The following is a 15,529-nucleotide window of genomic DNA, read 5'->3' on the forward strand; positions in this document are numbered from 1 at the left end:
GGCTTACGCCGCTCCCACAAGCGGTGTTGCCGCTGTGTTGTTGTGGGAGCGGCGTAAGCCGCGAGGCTGGTAATGCCCGAACCACCAAGCTGATCGTCATCTGATGGTGCGTGAGCTTCGCGGTTTACACCGCTCCCACAACCATCACACCCCGCGACAGCTTCAGCGCTTGGAATCGCGCAACGCCTGCTGTTCGATCAGGGTCAGCGCGACGTTGTCGCGCAGGTAGGCCGGCTGCACCAGCTCCGGGGCGATGGCTTCGCCGCGCAGCATCGCCGGCACGGCGATCCTCAGCACGTCGGCGGCACCGGGCAATGCCTGCGCATCCACACTGCTCAGCCGCGGCTGCAGGCGAGCGCTCAACACGCCCTCGCCCGCCGCGAAACCAGTACCAACACCAGCCCAGGTGCTGTCATCGGCCGGCAGCTGCACCGCATCCGGCGCGACCAGCAACTCACGCTCCTGCAACTGCAGTGCGCCATCGGCGTCACGCAGATAGCGCGCCGCGTAAAGCTCCCCCATGCGCGCATCGATGCAGGCCAGCACCCGCGGCGCATCGGCCGGCGCACGCAGTGCCAAGGTCTGCAGGGTCGATACCGGCAACAAGGGCCGATCCAGCGCCAAGGCAATGCCCTGCGCGATGGCGATTGCCAAACGCACGCCAGTGAAGGCACCCGGACCACGGCTCAGCGCGATCGCGTCCAGCTGGCTGCGGGCGACACCGGCTTCGGCCAGCAACTGCTCGGCCCACGGCAGACTCAATTCGGCGTGCCGGCGTGGCGCTACTTCAAACCGTTCCAATACCTGCCCATCCACATACAGGGCGACGGAACAGGCTTCAGTGGCGGTTTCAAAGGCAAGCAGCTTCATGGCATCACATCAGGAAAGGGAGAACGGCGGCGCTTCAGAACCAGCGTCAGCCGAGGGCGGCACGCTGGCGGAATCCGCCTCCGGCGCCCATTGTCGCGCAAAGAAGGCCTGCACATCGGCCAGCGCGCGGGTACGTCGGAACGGCGGCAGCGAATCCAGGAAGATCCGGCCGTAGCCGCGCGACAGCAGGCGCGGGTCGCACAGCACCAGCACGCCGCGATCGGTCTCGCTGCGGATCAGCCGGCCAACGCCCTGCTTGAGCGCGATCACCGCCTGCGGCAGCTGCTCATCGCGGAACGGATTGCCGCCCTGGCGGCGGATCGCATCCAGCCGCGCTTCGAACACCGGATCATCGGGGGCGGCGAACGGCAGCTTGTCGATCACCACCACGCTCAGCGCATCACCAACCACGTCCACGCCCTCGCGGAAGCTGGCCGCGCCCAACAGCACGCCATTACCCGACTCGCGAAAGCGCTGCAGCAGGCTGGCGCGCGGCGCCTCGCCCTGCACGAACAAAGGCCAAGGGCCGCCACGCAACGCATCGGCGGCCTCGCGCAGCGCGCGGTGCGAGGCGAACAACAGGAATGCCCGACCCTGCGAGGCCTCCAGTACCGGCCGCAAGGTCGCGATCAAGGCCGCGCCATAACCGCGCGCGGCCGGATCGGGCAGCTGTTGCGGCAGATAGCACAGCGCCTGTTGCTGCCAGTAGAAGGGACTCGGCTGGACCAGCGTATCCGGATCATCCAGACCCAGACGCTTGGACAGGTGCTCAAAGCCACCATCCACGGTCAGCGTGGCCGAGGTGAATACCCACGCCGCCATCGAACGCAGGCGGTGCTCGCGCAACGGGCCGGATACGTCCATCGGCGTGCGCTGGCAGCGGAAACCGCGCGGTGTCAGTTCGTACCACAGCACATCGTTGCCATCGTCGACGGGAAACAGCGAGTCGCTGGCCGCTGACGCGACACCTTCTCCCGGCGCGACTGCAACCTCATCGATATCCCACGCATCGACCGCGCCACTGTCGCTGTCATCCAACCAGCGTGACAATCGCGACACACCTTCCAGCGCGCGTGCATGGCAGGCATCCAGCCCCGGCGATGCTTCGCGCACAAAACTCAGTGCATCGCGCAGCTGCGCCATCGCCGCAGCGACCGCATCAAAACCTTCAGCCACCGCCGGCACTGCCAGGGCACGCCAGCGGGTGCCACGTTGCGGCAGCTTTTCCATCGCCTCGCGCAGTTCGCGCAAGGCCAGCTCAAGCGTCGCTACGGGTTGTTGCAGGGTGGCCTGCGCGCCAGCGACGCTGCGGCATTCGGCCAGGCAGTCGCGCGCCAGTTCCTGCCACGGGCGCATGCCGAAACCTTCACCGAAGAAATTGGCGGCCAGCTCGGGCAGCTGGTGTGCCTCGTCGATGACGAAGGCCTGCGCGCCGGGCAGGATTTCGCCGAAGCCTTCCTGCTTCAGAGCCAGATCGGCGAGCAGCAGATGATGATTGACCACCACCAGATCCGCCTCCTGCGCCCGCTGCCGCGCCTGCACCACGAAACAATCGCCCCAGAACGGGCAATCGGTTCCCAGGCAGTTGTCCACGGTCGAGGTGACCATCGGCAGCAACGGCGAATCATCGGCCAAGCCATCCAGCTCGGCCATGTCGCCGTATTGGGTGCGGCCGGACCAAGTGAGGATGCGCTGGAACTGCGCCACCTGCTCGGTCGAGGTGAAACGCGGCTCGCCGCGTGCCTGATCCAGGCGATAGCGACATAGGTAATTCGCCCGCCCCTTCAGCAGAGCGGATCGATGACCAACGCCCAATGCGGCGCGCACGCGCGGCAGGTCGCGGTGGTAAAGCTGGTCCTGCAACGCGCGGGTACCGGTGGAGACAATGGTCTTCAAACCAGACAGCAAGGCCGGCACCAGATAGGCGTAGGTCTTGCCGGTGCCGGTACCGGCTTCGGCCAGCAACACGTCGCGCTGCTGGAAGGTCTCGGCGATGGCCCCGGTCAGGCGCAGCTGGGCGGGGCGCGGCACGAAGGCATCGAGCTGACGCGCAAGCGCGCCGCCTTCACTGAGTGCTTCGCAGCTGGCGGTGACTAGGGAGGACATGGCTTGAGCGTTGGGAATGGTGAATCGCGAATGGGGAATGGGGATAAACCGCATTCGGAACGTTGATCACGCCATGGCAACGGCGGAGCCCGCCTTCGCCCAGCGATCAGGCTGTTCAACTCCCTATTCCCAACTCCCGATTCCAGGCACAAATCAAAAGCGCTTGATCCCCGGCACCGTGCAGCCTTCGATCTGTGCATGCGCGGAGACGGCATTCTCTTTTTCGGCGCGGGCCAGACGCGATTGTTCGATGGTAGCCCAGTGGCGACGGCACAGCGGACCCGTGCGCGAGCCCAGATCCACCGCCTTCCTGGCCAAGGTCTCGGCGCGCGCCCAGTCGGCCTGCAGCAGGGCGACTTCGGCGCGTTCCTGCAGGATGCCCGGGTCATCGGTCACCTGCAGCAGCGCTTCGTTCAAGGCTTCAGCTGCACCGGCCAGGTCACCGGCCTTGCGCAGGGCGATGGCGGTCTGGCGCAGATCATCCACCTGCGCATCGCGCAGCGGCTGCACTGACAGCTCGGTGTCATTGACACCGGCGATGGCATCCACCGCAGCCAGGCGCTGTGCCGGCGTGGTGGTGTCAACCGGCGTGGGCGTCGCCGCCGGTGGTGCGCTGACGCAGCCTGCGAGTGACAGGGAAACTGCAGCAGCAAGCAGCGCGTAGCGGATCAAAGGCTTGGTATTCATGGGCGGGATTATCGCGCAGGCGTCTGCGCAGCGGGGGCCGCAGCCGGTTCAGGTTCCTTGCGGTCCAGCCCCAGCCAACCACGCCAGCCGCCGCCGGACTGCTCCTGCGCGCCGTCAGCACCTTCTTCCAGCGGCACTTCCGCCGGCACAGCACAGGGCACGTACTGCGGCGCATAGCCAACCACGAACGGGAACCGGCGCGCGCCCGGGCAGGATTCGTCGGTGGCATTGCTGCCCGCCGCTTCCACGTACTGCCAGTCCAGACCCTTGTTGTTCACCTGCAGGGCCTTGCTCGGCAGGTTGCGGAAGATACCCGACCACACCCGCATCGCACCGGAAGCGCCAAACAAACCGGTCTGCTCGTTCTGGTCGTTGCCCATCCAGATCACCGCCAGATGGTCACCGGTATAACCGGCGTACCAGCTGTCACGGCCGTCGTTGGAAGTACCGGTCTTGCCGGCGGCCTGCAGCCGCGACAGGCCTGCGGCGTTCAAGCCCGAGGCGGTGCCGCTGGACACCACCTGTTGCAGGCCGACACTGATCAGGTTGGCGGCGATCGAGTCGCCCTCCTGTGCCGGCGCCGGGCTCTTGTCATAGCGCTTGAGCAGCTTGCCCTGCGCATCGACCACGCCACGCACCGCATGCAGCGGCTGGATTTCTCCGCCGGAGGCGAGGAACTGGTATAGCTGGGCCATGCCGTAAGGGCTCTGGTCGGTGGAACCCAGGATCACCGCCGGATTGGACTCGGCCTTGAGCCCGGCCAGCACATTGATCAACTGGGTCAGCCGTTCCGGCCCGACCTGCATGCCAACGCGCACGGTGGCCTGATTGTAGGAACGGGCCAACGCATCAATCAGCCGCACCGTACCGTGGCTGCGGTTGTCGGCATTGCCCGGCGTCCAGTTGCGGCCGCGGCTGAGCTTGACGGTCACCGGTGAGTCATCGACCCAACTGGCCAGCGAGTAGCGATCCGGCTGAGCCAATGCCAGCAGGTAGACAAAGGGTTTGAGCAGCGAACCAACCTGCCGTTGCGCGTCGATGGCGCGGTTGAAGCCCGGTTCGGATACATCACGGCTGCCGACCACGGCCAGCACGTCACCGTTGTGCACGTCGGTCACAACCAGGCCGGTCTGCAGCTCCGGGCGACGCTTGTTTTCCAGTGCCTTGATGGTGTGTGCCACCGCGCCCTCGGCATAGGCCTGGGCCGACGGCGACATGCCGGTGAATACATTCAGGCCGGCGCCTTGCAGCACGCTTTCCGGGTAGTCGTTACCCAGCTGGCGGCGTACCAGGTCCACATAGGCCGGGAACCGGTTGGCGGCGGCAATACCTGCCGTCTTGGATACGCCCAGCGGCGCCTTGAGGGCACGCTGGTACTCGGCGTCGTCAATCAATTTGTTTTCGTGCAGCTTGCCCAGCACGAAGTTGCGGCGGTCCAGTGCGTTTTCAGGATTGCGCCGCGGGTCGTAGAACGACGGGCCTTTGACCAGACCGATCAACAAGGCGATCTGTTCGCTGCTCAGCGAGTTGAGGTCGCGGCCAAACCAGAACTCGGCACCGGAGGACACGCCATGGATGGCCTGCTTGCCGCGCTGGCCCAGGTAAACCTGGTTGAGGTAGGCCTCAAGGATGGTGGACTTGTCGTAGCGCGCTTCCATGATCAGCGCGTACAGCACCTCGTTGAACTTGCGGGTGATCGTCTGTTCCTTGCCGATGCCGAGCAGGCCGCTGCGGGCCAGCTGCTGGGTCAAGGTGCTGGCGCCCTGCCTGGTCTCACCACCCGTACGGATGGTCACCCACACCGCGCGCGCGATACCGCTCAGATCAATGCCGTGATGACGGGCAAAGTCCTTGTCTTCCACAGCCTGCAAGCCGGTGACCAGCAGCTCCGGAACATCGCCCACCCGCACCAGCCGGCGCTCTTCCTGCTTCTGCCCGTACAAGGTGGCGATACGTGCCGGATCCAGACGCGCGGCTTTCAGCGCCTTGCGGCTACCAGCATCGCGCAATGAGGCCACCTGACCGCCGGAAACCACCACATCAACCTTGCGCGCGGCGACATTGCCATCAACGTCGACATAGCCGCGGCTGGAAATACTGAAGCTGCCGCCCTGCACCTTATACGTGCCGGGGCTGTTGCCGGCACCGTCCTCGCGGTAGCCGGAAGCTGCCAGCTCGGTCTTGAGGGTATTGGTGTTCATCGCCGTGCCCGGGCTGAGCACCAGCGGCCGCGCATAGACGCGGGTGGGGATCTGCCAACGCAGCTCGCCAAAACGCTGGCTGACCTGACTGTTCAGGTAGAGCGTATACGGGATCATGAAACCCAGCCCCAATGCGGCTGCAGCCAATCCCCAGGTGATCAAGCGGCTCCGCCACACAGGGCTGTTGCCGTCGGTATCGTCTTCGAACTGGTCGGAATCGTGGCGTCGTGGCACAGGGATGCGAGAATGTGGTTTGCAATGAGTCTAACGCAGCCACATCCCCGGGGGCGTTGACCGTCAGTTCCCTGCTTAAGCTGGAGTTCCAAAGGAATGTCGATTTCGCTGGCCGATGCGCGCTACGCCGTCAATCGCATCATCGGCCTGATCCGCCGGGGTCTGGCCAGCCTGCGCACCCGCGGCTGGCGGGCCACGCTGCACCGGGTTGGCGTGCATACCCGCCGCCAACCGCCCGCTCAGCGCGAACCGCTGTACTTCCCCGCCAACGTCCCGTTTGCGCCGTTCCGTGTGCCCGGCAGCGAGCGCCCAACGGCCAGCATCGTCATTCCGGTCTACAACCACTGCGCGCACACGCTGGCCTGCCTGCGCGCCCTGGCCGCGCATCCGCCCGCCGCCAGCTGCGAGATCCTGGTGATAGACGACGGCAGCAGCGACAGCACCCGCGCCTGGATGCAGCAGATCGACGGGCTGCGCTATCACCTGCGCGCCCAGAACGGCGGCTTCATTGCCGCCTGCAACGATGGCCTGCGGCTCAGCCGCGGCGACTATGTGGTGCTGCTGAACAACGACACCATTCCCCAACCCGGCTGGCTGGACGCACTGCTTGAGACCTTCGCCCGTGTGCCCGACGCCGGCCTGATCGGCGCCCAGCTGCTGTATCCGGATGGTCGCCTGCAGGAATCCGGCGGCGTGGTCTTTGCCGACGGCAGCTGCTGGAGCTACGGCCGCTTTGAATCGGCCGAAGACCCCCGCTACAGCGCGCTACGCGATGCCGACTATTGTTCCGGCGCAGTGCTGGCCATACCCCGGCTGTTGTTTGAAGAACTGGGTGGACTGGACAGCCGCTATGCGCCGGCCTACTACGAAGACACCGACCTGGCCTTCAAGGTACGCGCAGCCGGGCGACGCGTGCTGGTGCAACCTGCCAGCCGCGTCGTGCACGACGAGGGCACCAGCAATGGCACCGACACCAGCACCGGGGTCAAGGCCTACCAGGTCCGCAATCAAACGGTATTCGCCAAGGTCTGGCAGGACGCACTTGCCGCGCAGCCAGCAGCAGGCAGCGTACCGTCACCTGCCCTGCTGCATCGCCGCCAGCGACAGATCCTGATCATCGATGAGTGCCTGCCACAACCCGACCGTGATTCGGCCTCGCTGCGCCAGTTCAACCTGATCCGCATGCTGCTGGCAGAAGGCGCGCATGTGGTGTTCCTGCCTACCCGCGGCGAACCCGCCAGCGCGGCCAGCCAGGCCTTGCAGGCCATGGGCGTGGAGGTCTGGCATGCGCCCTTCCTCGACCGCGTTGGCAGCTGGTTGCGTGACAACGGCAAACGCTTCGCCGTGGTCATGCTGGTCCGCTACCACGTTGCCAACGAGTGCCTGCCGTTGTTGAAACAGTTTGCCCCGCAGGCGCGTACCGTGTTCGACACCGTCGACCTGCACTACCTGCGCGAGCGCCGTGGTGCCGAGCTGGCCCGCGACCAGCGCCTGCTGCGCAGCGCCGAACGCACCCGCGCCAGCGAGCTGGCGGTGATGGCAGCCACCGATGTGACCCTGCTGGTCAGCGCGGCTGAAAAAGAGCAGCTGGCGACCGACGCACCACAGGTGCAGGTCGAACTGATCTCCAATCTGCATGAAGTCGCTGGCGCTGGCCAGGGCTGGGCACAACGGCATGATCTGGTGTTCGTCGGCGGCTTCCGCCACCCACCGAATCTGGATGCGATGACCTGGTTCATCGGCGAGGTGTTCCCGCTGATCCATGCCCAGCGTCCGGAGATCCAATTCCACTGCATCGGCGCCGATGTACCTGACAGCATCCATGCGCTGGCCGCCGGCAGCCCAGGCGTACAGGTACATGGCTATGTCCCCGATGTTGTTCCCTTCATGACCGGCATGCGCGTTGCGGTGGCACCGCTGCGCTTCGGCGCCGGGGTCAAGGGCAAGGTCAACCTGAGCATGGCCCACGGCCAACCAGTTGTGGCCACCACCTGCGGCGTGGAAGGCATGCACCTGCAGGATGGCCAGGATGTACTGGTTGCCGACGGCAGCCAGGCCTTTGCCGATGCAGTCCTGCGCCTGTATGACGACGCGGCGCTATGGCAACAGCTGTCAGGCAACGGTTTGGCCAATATTGCCGAGCACTTCTCGATGGATGCGGCGTGCCTCGCCGTGCAGCGGGTGTTTTTTTCTCCATAGCGCAGGTCGCTCGTTCAATCACACCGTATGCAAGCGTGCACGCGCAGCCGGACCATCGATGGAGCGCGGTCATGCTGCGCTGGAGCCATACCGGTAAAGCGTCAGCCGAGCGTAGCTCAGCGCTACCCTGCTCATCCCGGCGCAGCGCCCGCGACAATCAACGCAGCGCGTTGCGCACCCGCTCGCTGAAGCCGGAAATTTCCGGCGTCGCCGGATCGATCTCACGCGCCTGCAGCAGCGCCTGCTGTGCAAAGGCGGTGTCGCCGCCTCCCAAGCGTTCGCTGCCAACCGCGATCCAGCGTTGCGCCAGCCGTCGTCGCGCCGGTGCCAACGCCGGATCGGTCGGAGCAAGCGCCTGCCAGGCATCCAGGCAGGTACGCGCGGCGCGTAGCCGATTGCCGCGCAGGTTGTCGTCCAGGCAGGTGCGCGCGGCCGGCAGTATCCTTGCCGCCGCGCGTTTGACCCGCGGGTCCTGCGGCGCCAGCGCCTGTGCCGCCTTGAAGCGGTCATAGGCGCTGCTGCCGGGCGGCAACAACCATTGCTGGCGGGCCTCGGCTTCGTCGAGTTGTTTGAGCAGCACCTTCAAACGGCGCTCGCGCTCGGCGCCGGCAACCGGTGCCTCCATCGACTGCCGGGCCTGACGCGCGCGCTGCAGCACCTGTTCGGCAGGGCTCAGTTCGACGCTGTCCGGCGCCAGTTCACGCGCGTGCTGGAGCGCGCGCTCAGCCGCTTCAAACTGAAAATCCGCAGCTAGACGCAATGCTTCCTGCACCTGCGCATGGGCGACGCGCTGCAGCCCCTGGCGGGCGACCGGGTCCTCGCCTGCCGCCAGCACCTGCTGGAAAGCAGTGGCTGCGCGCTGCAGGCGGCCGCGTGCCAGATCACGCTCGCCCTGCTGCCGACGCTGTTCCAGCGCGGCATTCATGACCGCCTTGACCCCCGGCAGATTGGCATGACCAGCGTCATAGTGCTCCACCCGCTGCAGCAAGGCTGCAGCAGCGGCAAGATCACCGCGATCCGCCGCCCGCGTGGCCTGGGTCAACAGGTCGGACAGCACCTCGTCACGTCCTTCCAGCGCCTGCATCTTGTCCGGCTGCAGCGCCAGCACACGCTGGTACAGCGGCAAGGCCGCGTCGGCCGCATCATCCAGACGGCCCTGCGCCTGCGCGGCCTCGGCCTGCTGCAACAGCTGCTCGATGCCGTCATGCCCGCGCACCGCCTGCTGCAGCCTGGCCGCGAGCAGATCAATCTCGGCGGAAGGTGCCTGCAGTTGCCGCGCCAGCGCCAGGCTGGCCGCAGCCGCCTCGCGATCTCCTGCCGCCAACTGTGCGCGCGCCTGCGCAAGCGCTGCCTGCGCGGTCTGCACCAGCGCGTTGCGCACATCGCTGCGGTCCGGGTCCAGCGCGGCGGCGGCCTCAAACAGTTCACGTGCCCCGCGCCCGTCGGTGGCACTCAAGCGCCCTTCGCGCAGCGCCTGGCGGCCGTCATCGAGCAGTTGCTGGATCTTGGTTTCCGGCCACAGCCAGTCGGCCAGCGGCTGCCGGAACAACGCCAATAGCAGCGCCAAGGCGGCCACGCCGATGGCGATCGAACGCCAGGCACGCGGGCTGTTCCAGCCACGCGCCACCCACCAGCGCCCGTACAGCCGCAGCTTGTCGCCGAATGTCTCCAATCCCTGTTGGCCGCGCTGACGCCAGTTCTCCATGCGCCAAGCTTACCTATCCCAGCCTTCGCGCATCGTCTACGCCGGGCAAGGCATCGAGTTTTCCAAGCAGGGTGGACAGCTGGCCGTAGTCACTCACCTTCAAGCGCAGGCGCAATTGGATGCGTCCGCTCTCGCGCAGGTTGTCGCTGTTGATCTCCAGCACATAGGCATCCTCCTGCGCGATCAGGTTGGTGATGTCCTTCAACAGCCAGCGGCGGTCAACCGCACGCACCATCACATCCACCTCATAGCCGGTGCCGGTACGTCCCCATTCCACCGGCAATACCCGTTCCGGATGGGCGGCCGACAAGCGCGCCAGCGACGCGCAGTCCATGCGGTGCACGGTGACACCACGGGTGCGGGTGAGATAGCCGGTGATCGGCTCACCGGCCACCGGTTGGCAGCAACGCGCCAACTGCACCAGCAGGTTGCCCACGCCCTGCACGGTGAAATCGGACTTGCCGATGCTGCCGCGGCGCGCGGTTGGCCGTGGCAACGCTGGCACCGCAGGTTGCGAGGCGGCTTTTTCGGCCTCCAGCAGCGCGCGGCTGACCTGGTTGGGTCCGGTATCGCCCAGCGCAACCTGGATGTACAGATCGTCGACGCTGTCGGCGTGGAACTTGCGCGCCGCCACCATCAGGTCCGAATGCTGCAGGCCCAATCGCTTCAATTCACGGTCCAGCAGCTCACGGCCGGCCTGCACGTTGCGGGCACGGTCGAGCTTGTGGAACCAGTTGCGGACCTTCTCGCGCGAACGCCCGCTGGCCAGGAAACCATTGGACACCAGCAGCCAGTCACGCCGGGGATCAGCTTCCTTGCCGGTAAGGATCTCGACGCGGTCGCCGCTGCGCAGGCGGTAGGTCAGCGGCACGATCCGGCCATTGATCTTGGCCCCGCGGCAACGGTGCCCGACCATGGTGTGCACGTGGTAGGCGAAATCCAGCGGTGTGGCGCCCGCCGGCAGGTCCATTACCTCGCCTTTGGGGCTGAGCGCATAAACCCGGTCCTCGATCAGCTCGGCATCCAGCGCGCCGGCCAGATCATCCGCACTGCCGGGCTCCTGGGCCTGCTCCAGCAACTGCCGCATCCAGGTGATCTTGCGATCGAAGGCCTTCTCCGCGCCCTTGCCGCCCTCCTTGTACTTCCAGTGCGCGGCCACGCCCAGTTCGGCCTGCGCATGCATTTCGTGGGTGCGTATCTGCACTTCGATGGTGCGACCTTCCGGGCCGATCACCGCGGTATGCAGCGACCGATAGTCATTGGCCTTGGGGCGCGCGATGTAATCGTCGAACTCGCTGGGAATCGGCGTCCACAGCGCATGCACCACGCCGAGCGTGGCGTAGCAGGCACCAACGTCATCGACCATCACCCGCACCGCGCGCAGGTCATACAGCTGCTCGAAGGCCAGCTGCTTCTTCTGCATTTTCCGCCAGATGCTGTAGATGTGCTTGGGCCGGCCGCTGACTTCAGCGCCGATGCCCTGCTCGGCCAGGGCAGCCGACAGTTTCTTCTTCACCGCCTCGACATAGCGCTCACGGGCGATACGGGTTTCGTCCACCTCGCGGGCGATATGGCGGTAAGTGTCCGGTTCGAGGAAGCGGAATGCCAGATCCTCCAGCTCCCACTTCAACTGCCAGATACCCAACCGGTTGGCCAGCGGTGCGTGGATGTCGCGGGTCAGCTGGGCCAGCGCACGGCGCTCCTCGGCCGGTAGCTTGTCGGCCGCACGCATGCAGGCCAACTGCCGGGACAGCAGGATGGGCACCACCCGCAGGTCATGGATGATCGCCAGCAGCAGCCGGCGCAGGCCTTCGCTGTTGCGGCCGGCTTCGCGCCCGGCATGCAGCGCCCACACCTGGTCCGCAGCCTCCTGCCCGTCCAGCAGACCGGTCACCGCCGTGGTACTTGGCCCCAGCGGCAGCTCGGCCACGCGCGCGCGCAGCCCGGGCAGATCAAACAGCAGGGCGGCGACGATCACACTTTCGTCGGCGGACAGCAGCGCCAGCGAATCCAGGGTATCGGCAAGTACCGGCCAGGACAGGCGCGGCGACACATCCGTGTCCGCTTGCTGCCAGCAGGCCATCAAGGCCTGGCGCAGCGGCTCGGACAGGGCACGGGTTGAGGCGCGCTGCAGCAGCGCTTCCAGGCCGGGGGTGGGGGAACTGTTCACAGCATTCAATTACGGGCGGATGCCCCTACACTAGCGCCCACCCTCTCTGGGAACAATGTTCATGAAGCTGCCCCGCCTTGCTGTCCTGCTTGCCGCCACCGCTCTGTCGTCGTACCCATTCATCGATGCACACGCCCAGCGCGTGGTGCAGGGGGATCTGCAACAGCAGATGTCCGCCGCGGAATTCAATGCCGCCGGCTTGAACAAGCTCAGCCCCGAGGAGCTGGTCACGCTCAACAACTGGCTGCAGGGCAAGGTCGCCGAGGCTGCCAGCGTTGCCGTGGAACAGGCGCGCGAAGAAGGCCGCCAGGAAGTGATCGTCAAGAACCGCGGCTTTTTTGATTTCGGCTCCAAGGACCCCATCCAGGCAAACCTCGAAGGTGAATTCCACGGCTTCGGCAAGGGCCGTCAATACACCTTGGACAACGGTCAGATCTGGGAACAAACCGATGAAGCGCGCGTCAGCGGCGTGCGCAAGCAAAGCCCGGCGGTGCGTATCACCCCCGGCCTGATGAACGTGTGGTATCTACAGATCGATGGCCTCAACACCCGCGCCAAGGTCCGCCGTACCAAGTAACTGCCCCTTCCCTGCCCTGGCCGCACCCGCCTGGGCAGGTGTTTCCTGGTCGTTCCCACTGTGAGCCTGCCTTTGCCATGCGCGTATCCGTCCTGACCCTGCTGTTGCTGCTACTGCCCACCAGCGCCGCGGCACAGGTGTACAAATGCAAAGGCAAGTCCGGCGAAACCATGTATTCCGAGCACCCTTGCGATGCCCGCGCCGAACCGATGAAGCTGCGTGATTCACTGGTTTCAACTCCTGCGCCACTGCAACCGACAGCCAACGAAGGCCAGGCGGCGGCGCCCGTCGACAGCGGGGAGCTGGCAGAGGCGCGCGAGGCCGAGCGCAGCTGCATCAGCACAGCCACCGCGTCCATCTATGGCTCGTCCAATGATCGTGTCGGTACCCTGCAGCAGCAGATGAGCATGCTCGGCGAGCAGCTCGCTGCCGCCGAGGATGCACAACGCAGCAAGGCCTTGCGGGAACGCATGGCGACCTTTCGCCAGGCCATCAGCCGCGAACATGCCAACGCCCATACGCAGATGAACACCGCCCGTCGCGCCTGCGTCCAGCAGCACCGCCCGGGAGCCGCCACCGCCCGCTGAACGCAGCCGCGCTCAGCTGCGCAGTGCTGCCACCCGCTGCGCCAGCTTCTTGGCCGAGATACCGGAACGGAAGCCCAGCTCCTGGGCGAACAGCGATACCCGCAACTCCTCGATGTCCCAGCGCAAGGCCGCCCACTGCGGTCGCTGCGCCAGGCCCTGCACACGCGCTTCCTGCAAGGCATCAACGAAGGGTTTGAGCTCCAGCATGCGTGCCTGGTCACGCGGCGGATCGCGCTTGGCACGTTCGGCACGCAGGATCATCGCCTTGAGGTAACGCGGGAACTGCGCCAGCGCATCGGCTGGCGTCTCGCGCAGGAAGCCTGCATGCACCAGACCGGCCAGCTGCGCCTGCATGTCGTCCAGGTTGCCCCGTGCCCAGCCCATCAATGGTGACTCCAGCTGCGGCTTCAACTCACCGGTCAGGCCGAGGATGCTTTCTGCCAGCTTGAGCCGCTCCATCGCTTCGCCGAACAGGCGCTTGCCGGCGTCGGCACAGCGCTGCTGGAAGGCTTCCGGTGTGCGTATCGCTTCCAAGCCATCGGCCAGCACCGCGTTTACCGCCGCATCGACCAGATCGCCACGCAGCCGTTCCTGCGACTCGATGGACGCATACAACAGGCCCGTCTTGGGCGACACAGGCAGCTGTTTGCGTGCCTGCTTGAGCTTGTCGGCCAAGGCGATCTCCAGCAGGCGGCGGACGCCCTGCGGATGCGCAAGCGCAGCTTCACTCTTGTCGGCGAAGATGCGCAGTGCAGCGGCCTCGCCGGTATCGACCAGCGCAGGATAGGCCGGCACCCCGGCTTCACCCGGAACCTGCTCGGGAATGGCGGTGGCTGGAAACTCGCGCAGCCCCTCGGCTGCCAGGGCCGCGCCTGCACGTGCAGCAAACGCGCTACCAGCGCGCTCGCCGAAGCGGGCACGCAGTGCATCCAGGTCACGCGACATGGCGAGCAGCTTCATCCCTTCTTTTTCGCCAGCGCCAGCCGACTTGCCGCGGGTTGCACTACCGGATGCTGCTTCAAACAAACGCAGATTCATGCGCAGGTGCGGGTCCAATGCGTCCACATCAAAGTCCGTCGCAGCGACCATCGCCCCGGTCGCCTTGGACAGGAAGCGCGCCAGCTCGCCACGGATGTCGTCAGCCGACGGCTGCGCCCAGGCTTCCGCAAACGCACGGCCAAAGTCAGGCGCCGGCACATAATTGCGACGCATCGCCTTGGGCAGGCTGCGGATCAGGGCCGAGGCCTTGTCGGCGACAAAGCCGGGGGCAAGCCATGACAGTCGCGCCGGGTCCAGTGCATTGAGCAGGTGCAATGGCACATCGAGGGTGACGCCATCCTCCTCGCTGCCCGGCTCGAAGCGGTAATGCATGGCCAGGCGCGCATCGCCAAGCGGGAAATATTTCGGGTAACGATCCTGTTCACTGCCCTCGCCCGGCAACAGATCGGTCAGCGACCAGTGCAGGCTGCGGCGCTGCTCCGGTGGCAGGGCCTTGTACCAACCATCGAGCAGATTGGCCGAATGGATATGCGCTGGCACCCGATCCAGGTACCAGCGCGCCTGCCAATCCTCGTCGGCAACGATGCCGGCACGGCGCAGCTTGGCTTCCTCTTCGCGCGCCTGCTCCAGCAGCTTCATGTTGTCGGCGACAAAACCGGCGCGGGTATTGATCTCACCGGTGACCAGCGCCTGCCGCACGAAGATGTCGTGCGCCTCGCCGGGATTGATCCTGCCGTAGTGCACGGGCTTTTTCGGTGCCAGCACCAGGCCGAACAGGCTGATCTGCTCGGAGGCCAGCACCTGGCCCTGGGCACGCGACCAATGCGGATCGAAGTGCTTGCGCGCCAGCAGGTGCGGCAACTCGGCAATCACCCAATCCGGCTCGATCGAGGCATTGGTCATGCCCCAGACGCGCGCCGTATCCAACAGCGTGGCGCTGAGCACCCACGGCGGCGGCCGCTTGGCCAGGGCCGAACCCGGGAACAAATGGAAACGGCGCTGACGTGGCGCCTGGAAGTCGCCCTTGTCGGTGCGATGACCAATCTGGGTTGGCAGGCCTGCAAGAACTGCGCGATGAAGAGTCTGGTATGCCGCAATGCGTACCTTGTCCGGGATCGAGTTAAAACCGGGGTCAGAGTCGGGTTTCCCCCTGACTCCTTCCGCGGCGGACAAAACTCGAGGGAAACCCGACTC

10 protein-coding genes are annotated in these 15,529 nt (G+C 66.0%); 3 read left to right on the plus strand and 7 right to left on the minus strand.

Annotated features, from left to right (window positions below):
• Positions 1–162: 162 nt before the first annotated feature.
• From tsaB to mrcB, 4 genes are all read right to left on the minus strand, one after another.
• On the minus strand, positions 163–870 hold the full coding sequence (gene tsaB, locus QMX78_RS15185) for a tRNA (adenosine(37)-N6)-threonylcarbamoyltransferase complex dimerization subunit type 1 TsaB (RefSeq protein WP_282271011.1): 708 nt from the start codon (positions 868–870) through the stop codon (positions 163–165).
• Positions 871–879: 9 nt separating this feature from the next.
• Positions 880–2,976 carry an ATP-dependent DNA helicase gene (locus QMX78_RS15190; RefSeq protein WP_282271013.1) on the minus strand — a complete coding sequence of 699 codons (2,097 nt, stop codon included), beginning with the start codon at positions 2,974–2,976 and terminating at the stop codon, positions 880–882.
• A 153-nt stretch (positions 2,977–3,129) separates the two neighbouring features.
• Positions 3,130–3,663, minus strand: a complete 534-nt coding sequence (locus QMX78_RS15195; protein WP_282271014.1) for a hypothetical protein — start codon at positions 3,661–3,663, stop codon at positions 3,130–3,132.
• A gap of 8 nt (positions 3,664–3,671) precedes the next feature.
• The gene (mrcB, locus tag QMX78_RS15200) at positions 3,672–6,098 is read right to left on the minus strand and encodes a penicillin-binding protein 1B (RefSeq protein ID WP_282271016.1); all 2,427 of its coding nucleotides are present in this window, start codon (positions 6,096–6,098) and stop codon (positions 3,672–3,674) included.
• Positions 6,099–6,194: 96 nt separating this feature from the next.
• Here mrcB and QMX78_RS15205 point away from each other — a divergent pair, with 96 nt between their 5' ends.
• Positions 6,195–8,297: a glycosyltransferase gene (locus tag QMX78_RS15205; protein WP_282271019.1), complete on the plus strand. Its 2,103-nt coding sequence runs from the start codon at positions 6,195–6,197 to the stop codon at positions 8,295–8,297.
• Positions 8,298–8,454: 157 nt separating this feature from the next.
• Here the strand turns inward: QMX78_RS15205 and QMX78_RS15210 are convergent, their stop codons facing one another.
• Both QMX78_RS15210 and QMX78_RS15215 read right to left on the minus strand, forming a co-directional pair.
• Complete coding sequence (locus tag QMX78_RS15210; RefSeq protein WP_282271021.1) at positions 8,455–10,002, minus strand: hypothetical protein; 1,548 nt, start codon at positions 10,000–10,002, stop codon at positions 8,455–8,457.
• 13 nt (positions 10,003–10,015) lie between these two features.
• Entirely contained in the window at positions 10,016–12,172 is a 2,157-nt protein-coding gene (locus QMX78_RS15215) for a bifunctional (p)ppGpp synthetase/guanosine-3',5'-bis(diphosphate) 3'-pyrophosphohydrolase (RefSeq protein WP_282271023.1), read from the minus strand.
• A 61-nt stretch (positions 12,173–12,233) separates the two neighbouring features.
• Between QMX78_RS15215 and QMX78_RS15220 the strand changes: the two genes are divergently transcribed.
• Positions 12,234–12,749: a hypothetical protein gene (locus QMX78_RS15220; protein ID WP_282271025.1), complete on the plus strand. Its 516-nt coding sequence runs from the start codon at positions 12,234–12,236 to the stop codon at positions 12,747–12,749.
• Positions 12,750–12,826: 77 nt separating this feature from the next.
• The gene (locus tag QMX78_RS15225; RefSeq protein WP_282271026.1) at positions 12,827–13,336 is read left to right on the plus strand and encodes a DUF4124 domain-containing protein; all 510 of its coding nucleotides are present in this window, start codon (positions 12,827–12,829) and stop codon (positions 13,334–13,336) included.
• A gap of 12 nt (positions 13,337–13,348) precedes the next feature.
• Here QMX78_RS15225 and QMX78_RS15230 read toward each other — a convergent pair.
• The coding region (locus tag QMX78_RS15230) for a DUF3418 domain-containing protein (RefSeq protein WP_282271027.1) at positions 13,349–15,529 on the minus strand (2,181 nt) is incomplete at its 5' end.

Source organism: Stenotrophomonas sp. PS02298, from assembly GCF_029959445.1.
Taxonomy (GTDB): Bacteria; Pseudomonadota; Gammaproteobacteria; order Xanthomonadales; family Xanthomonadaceae; genus Stenotrophomonas.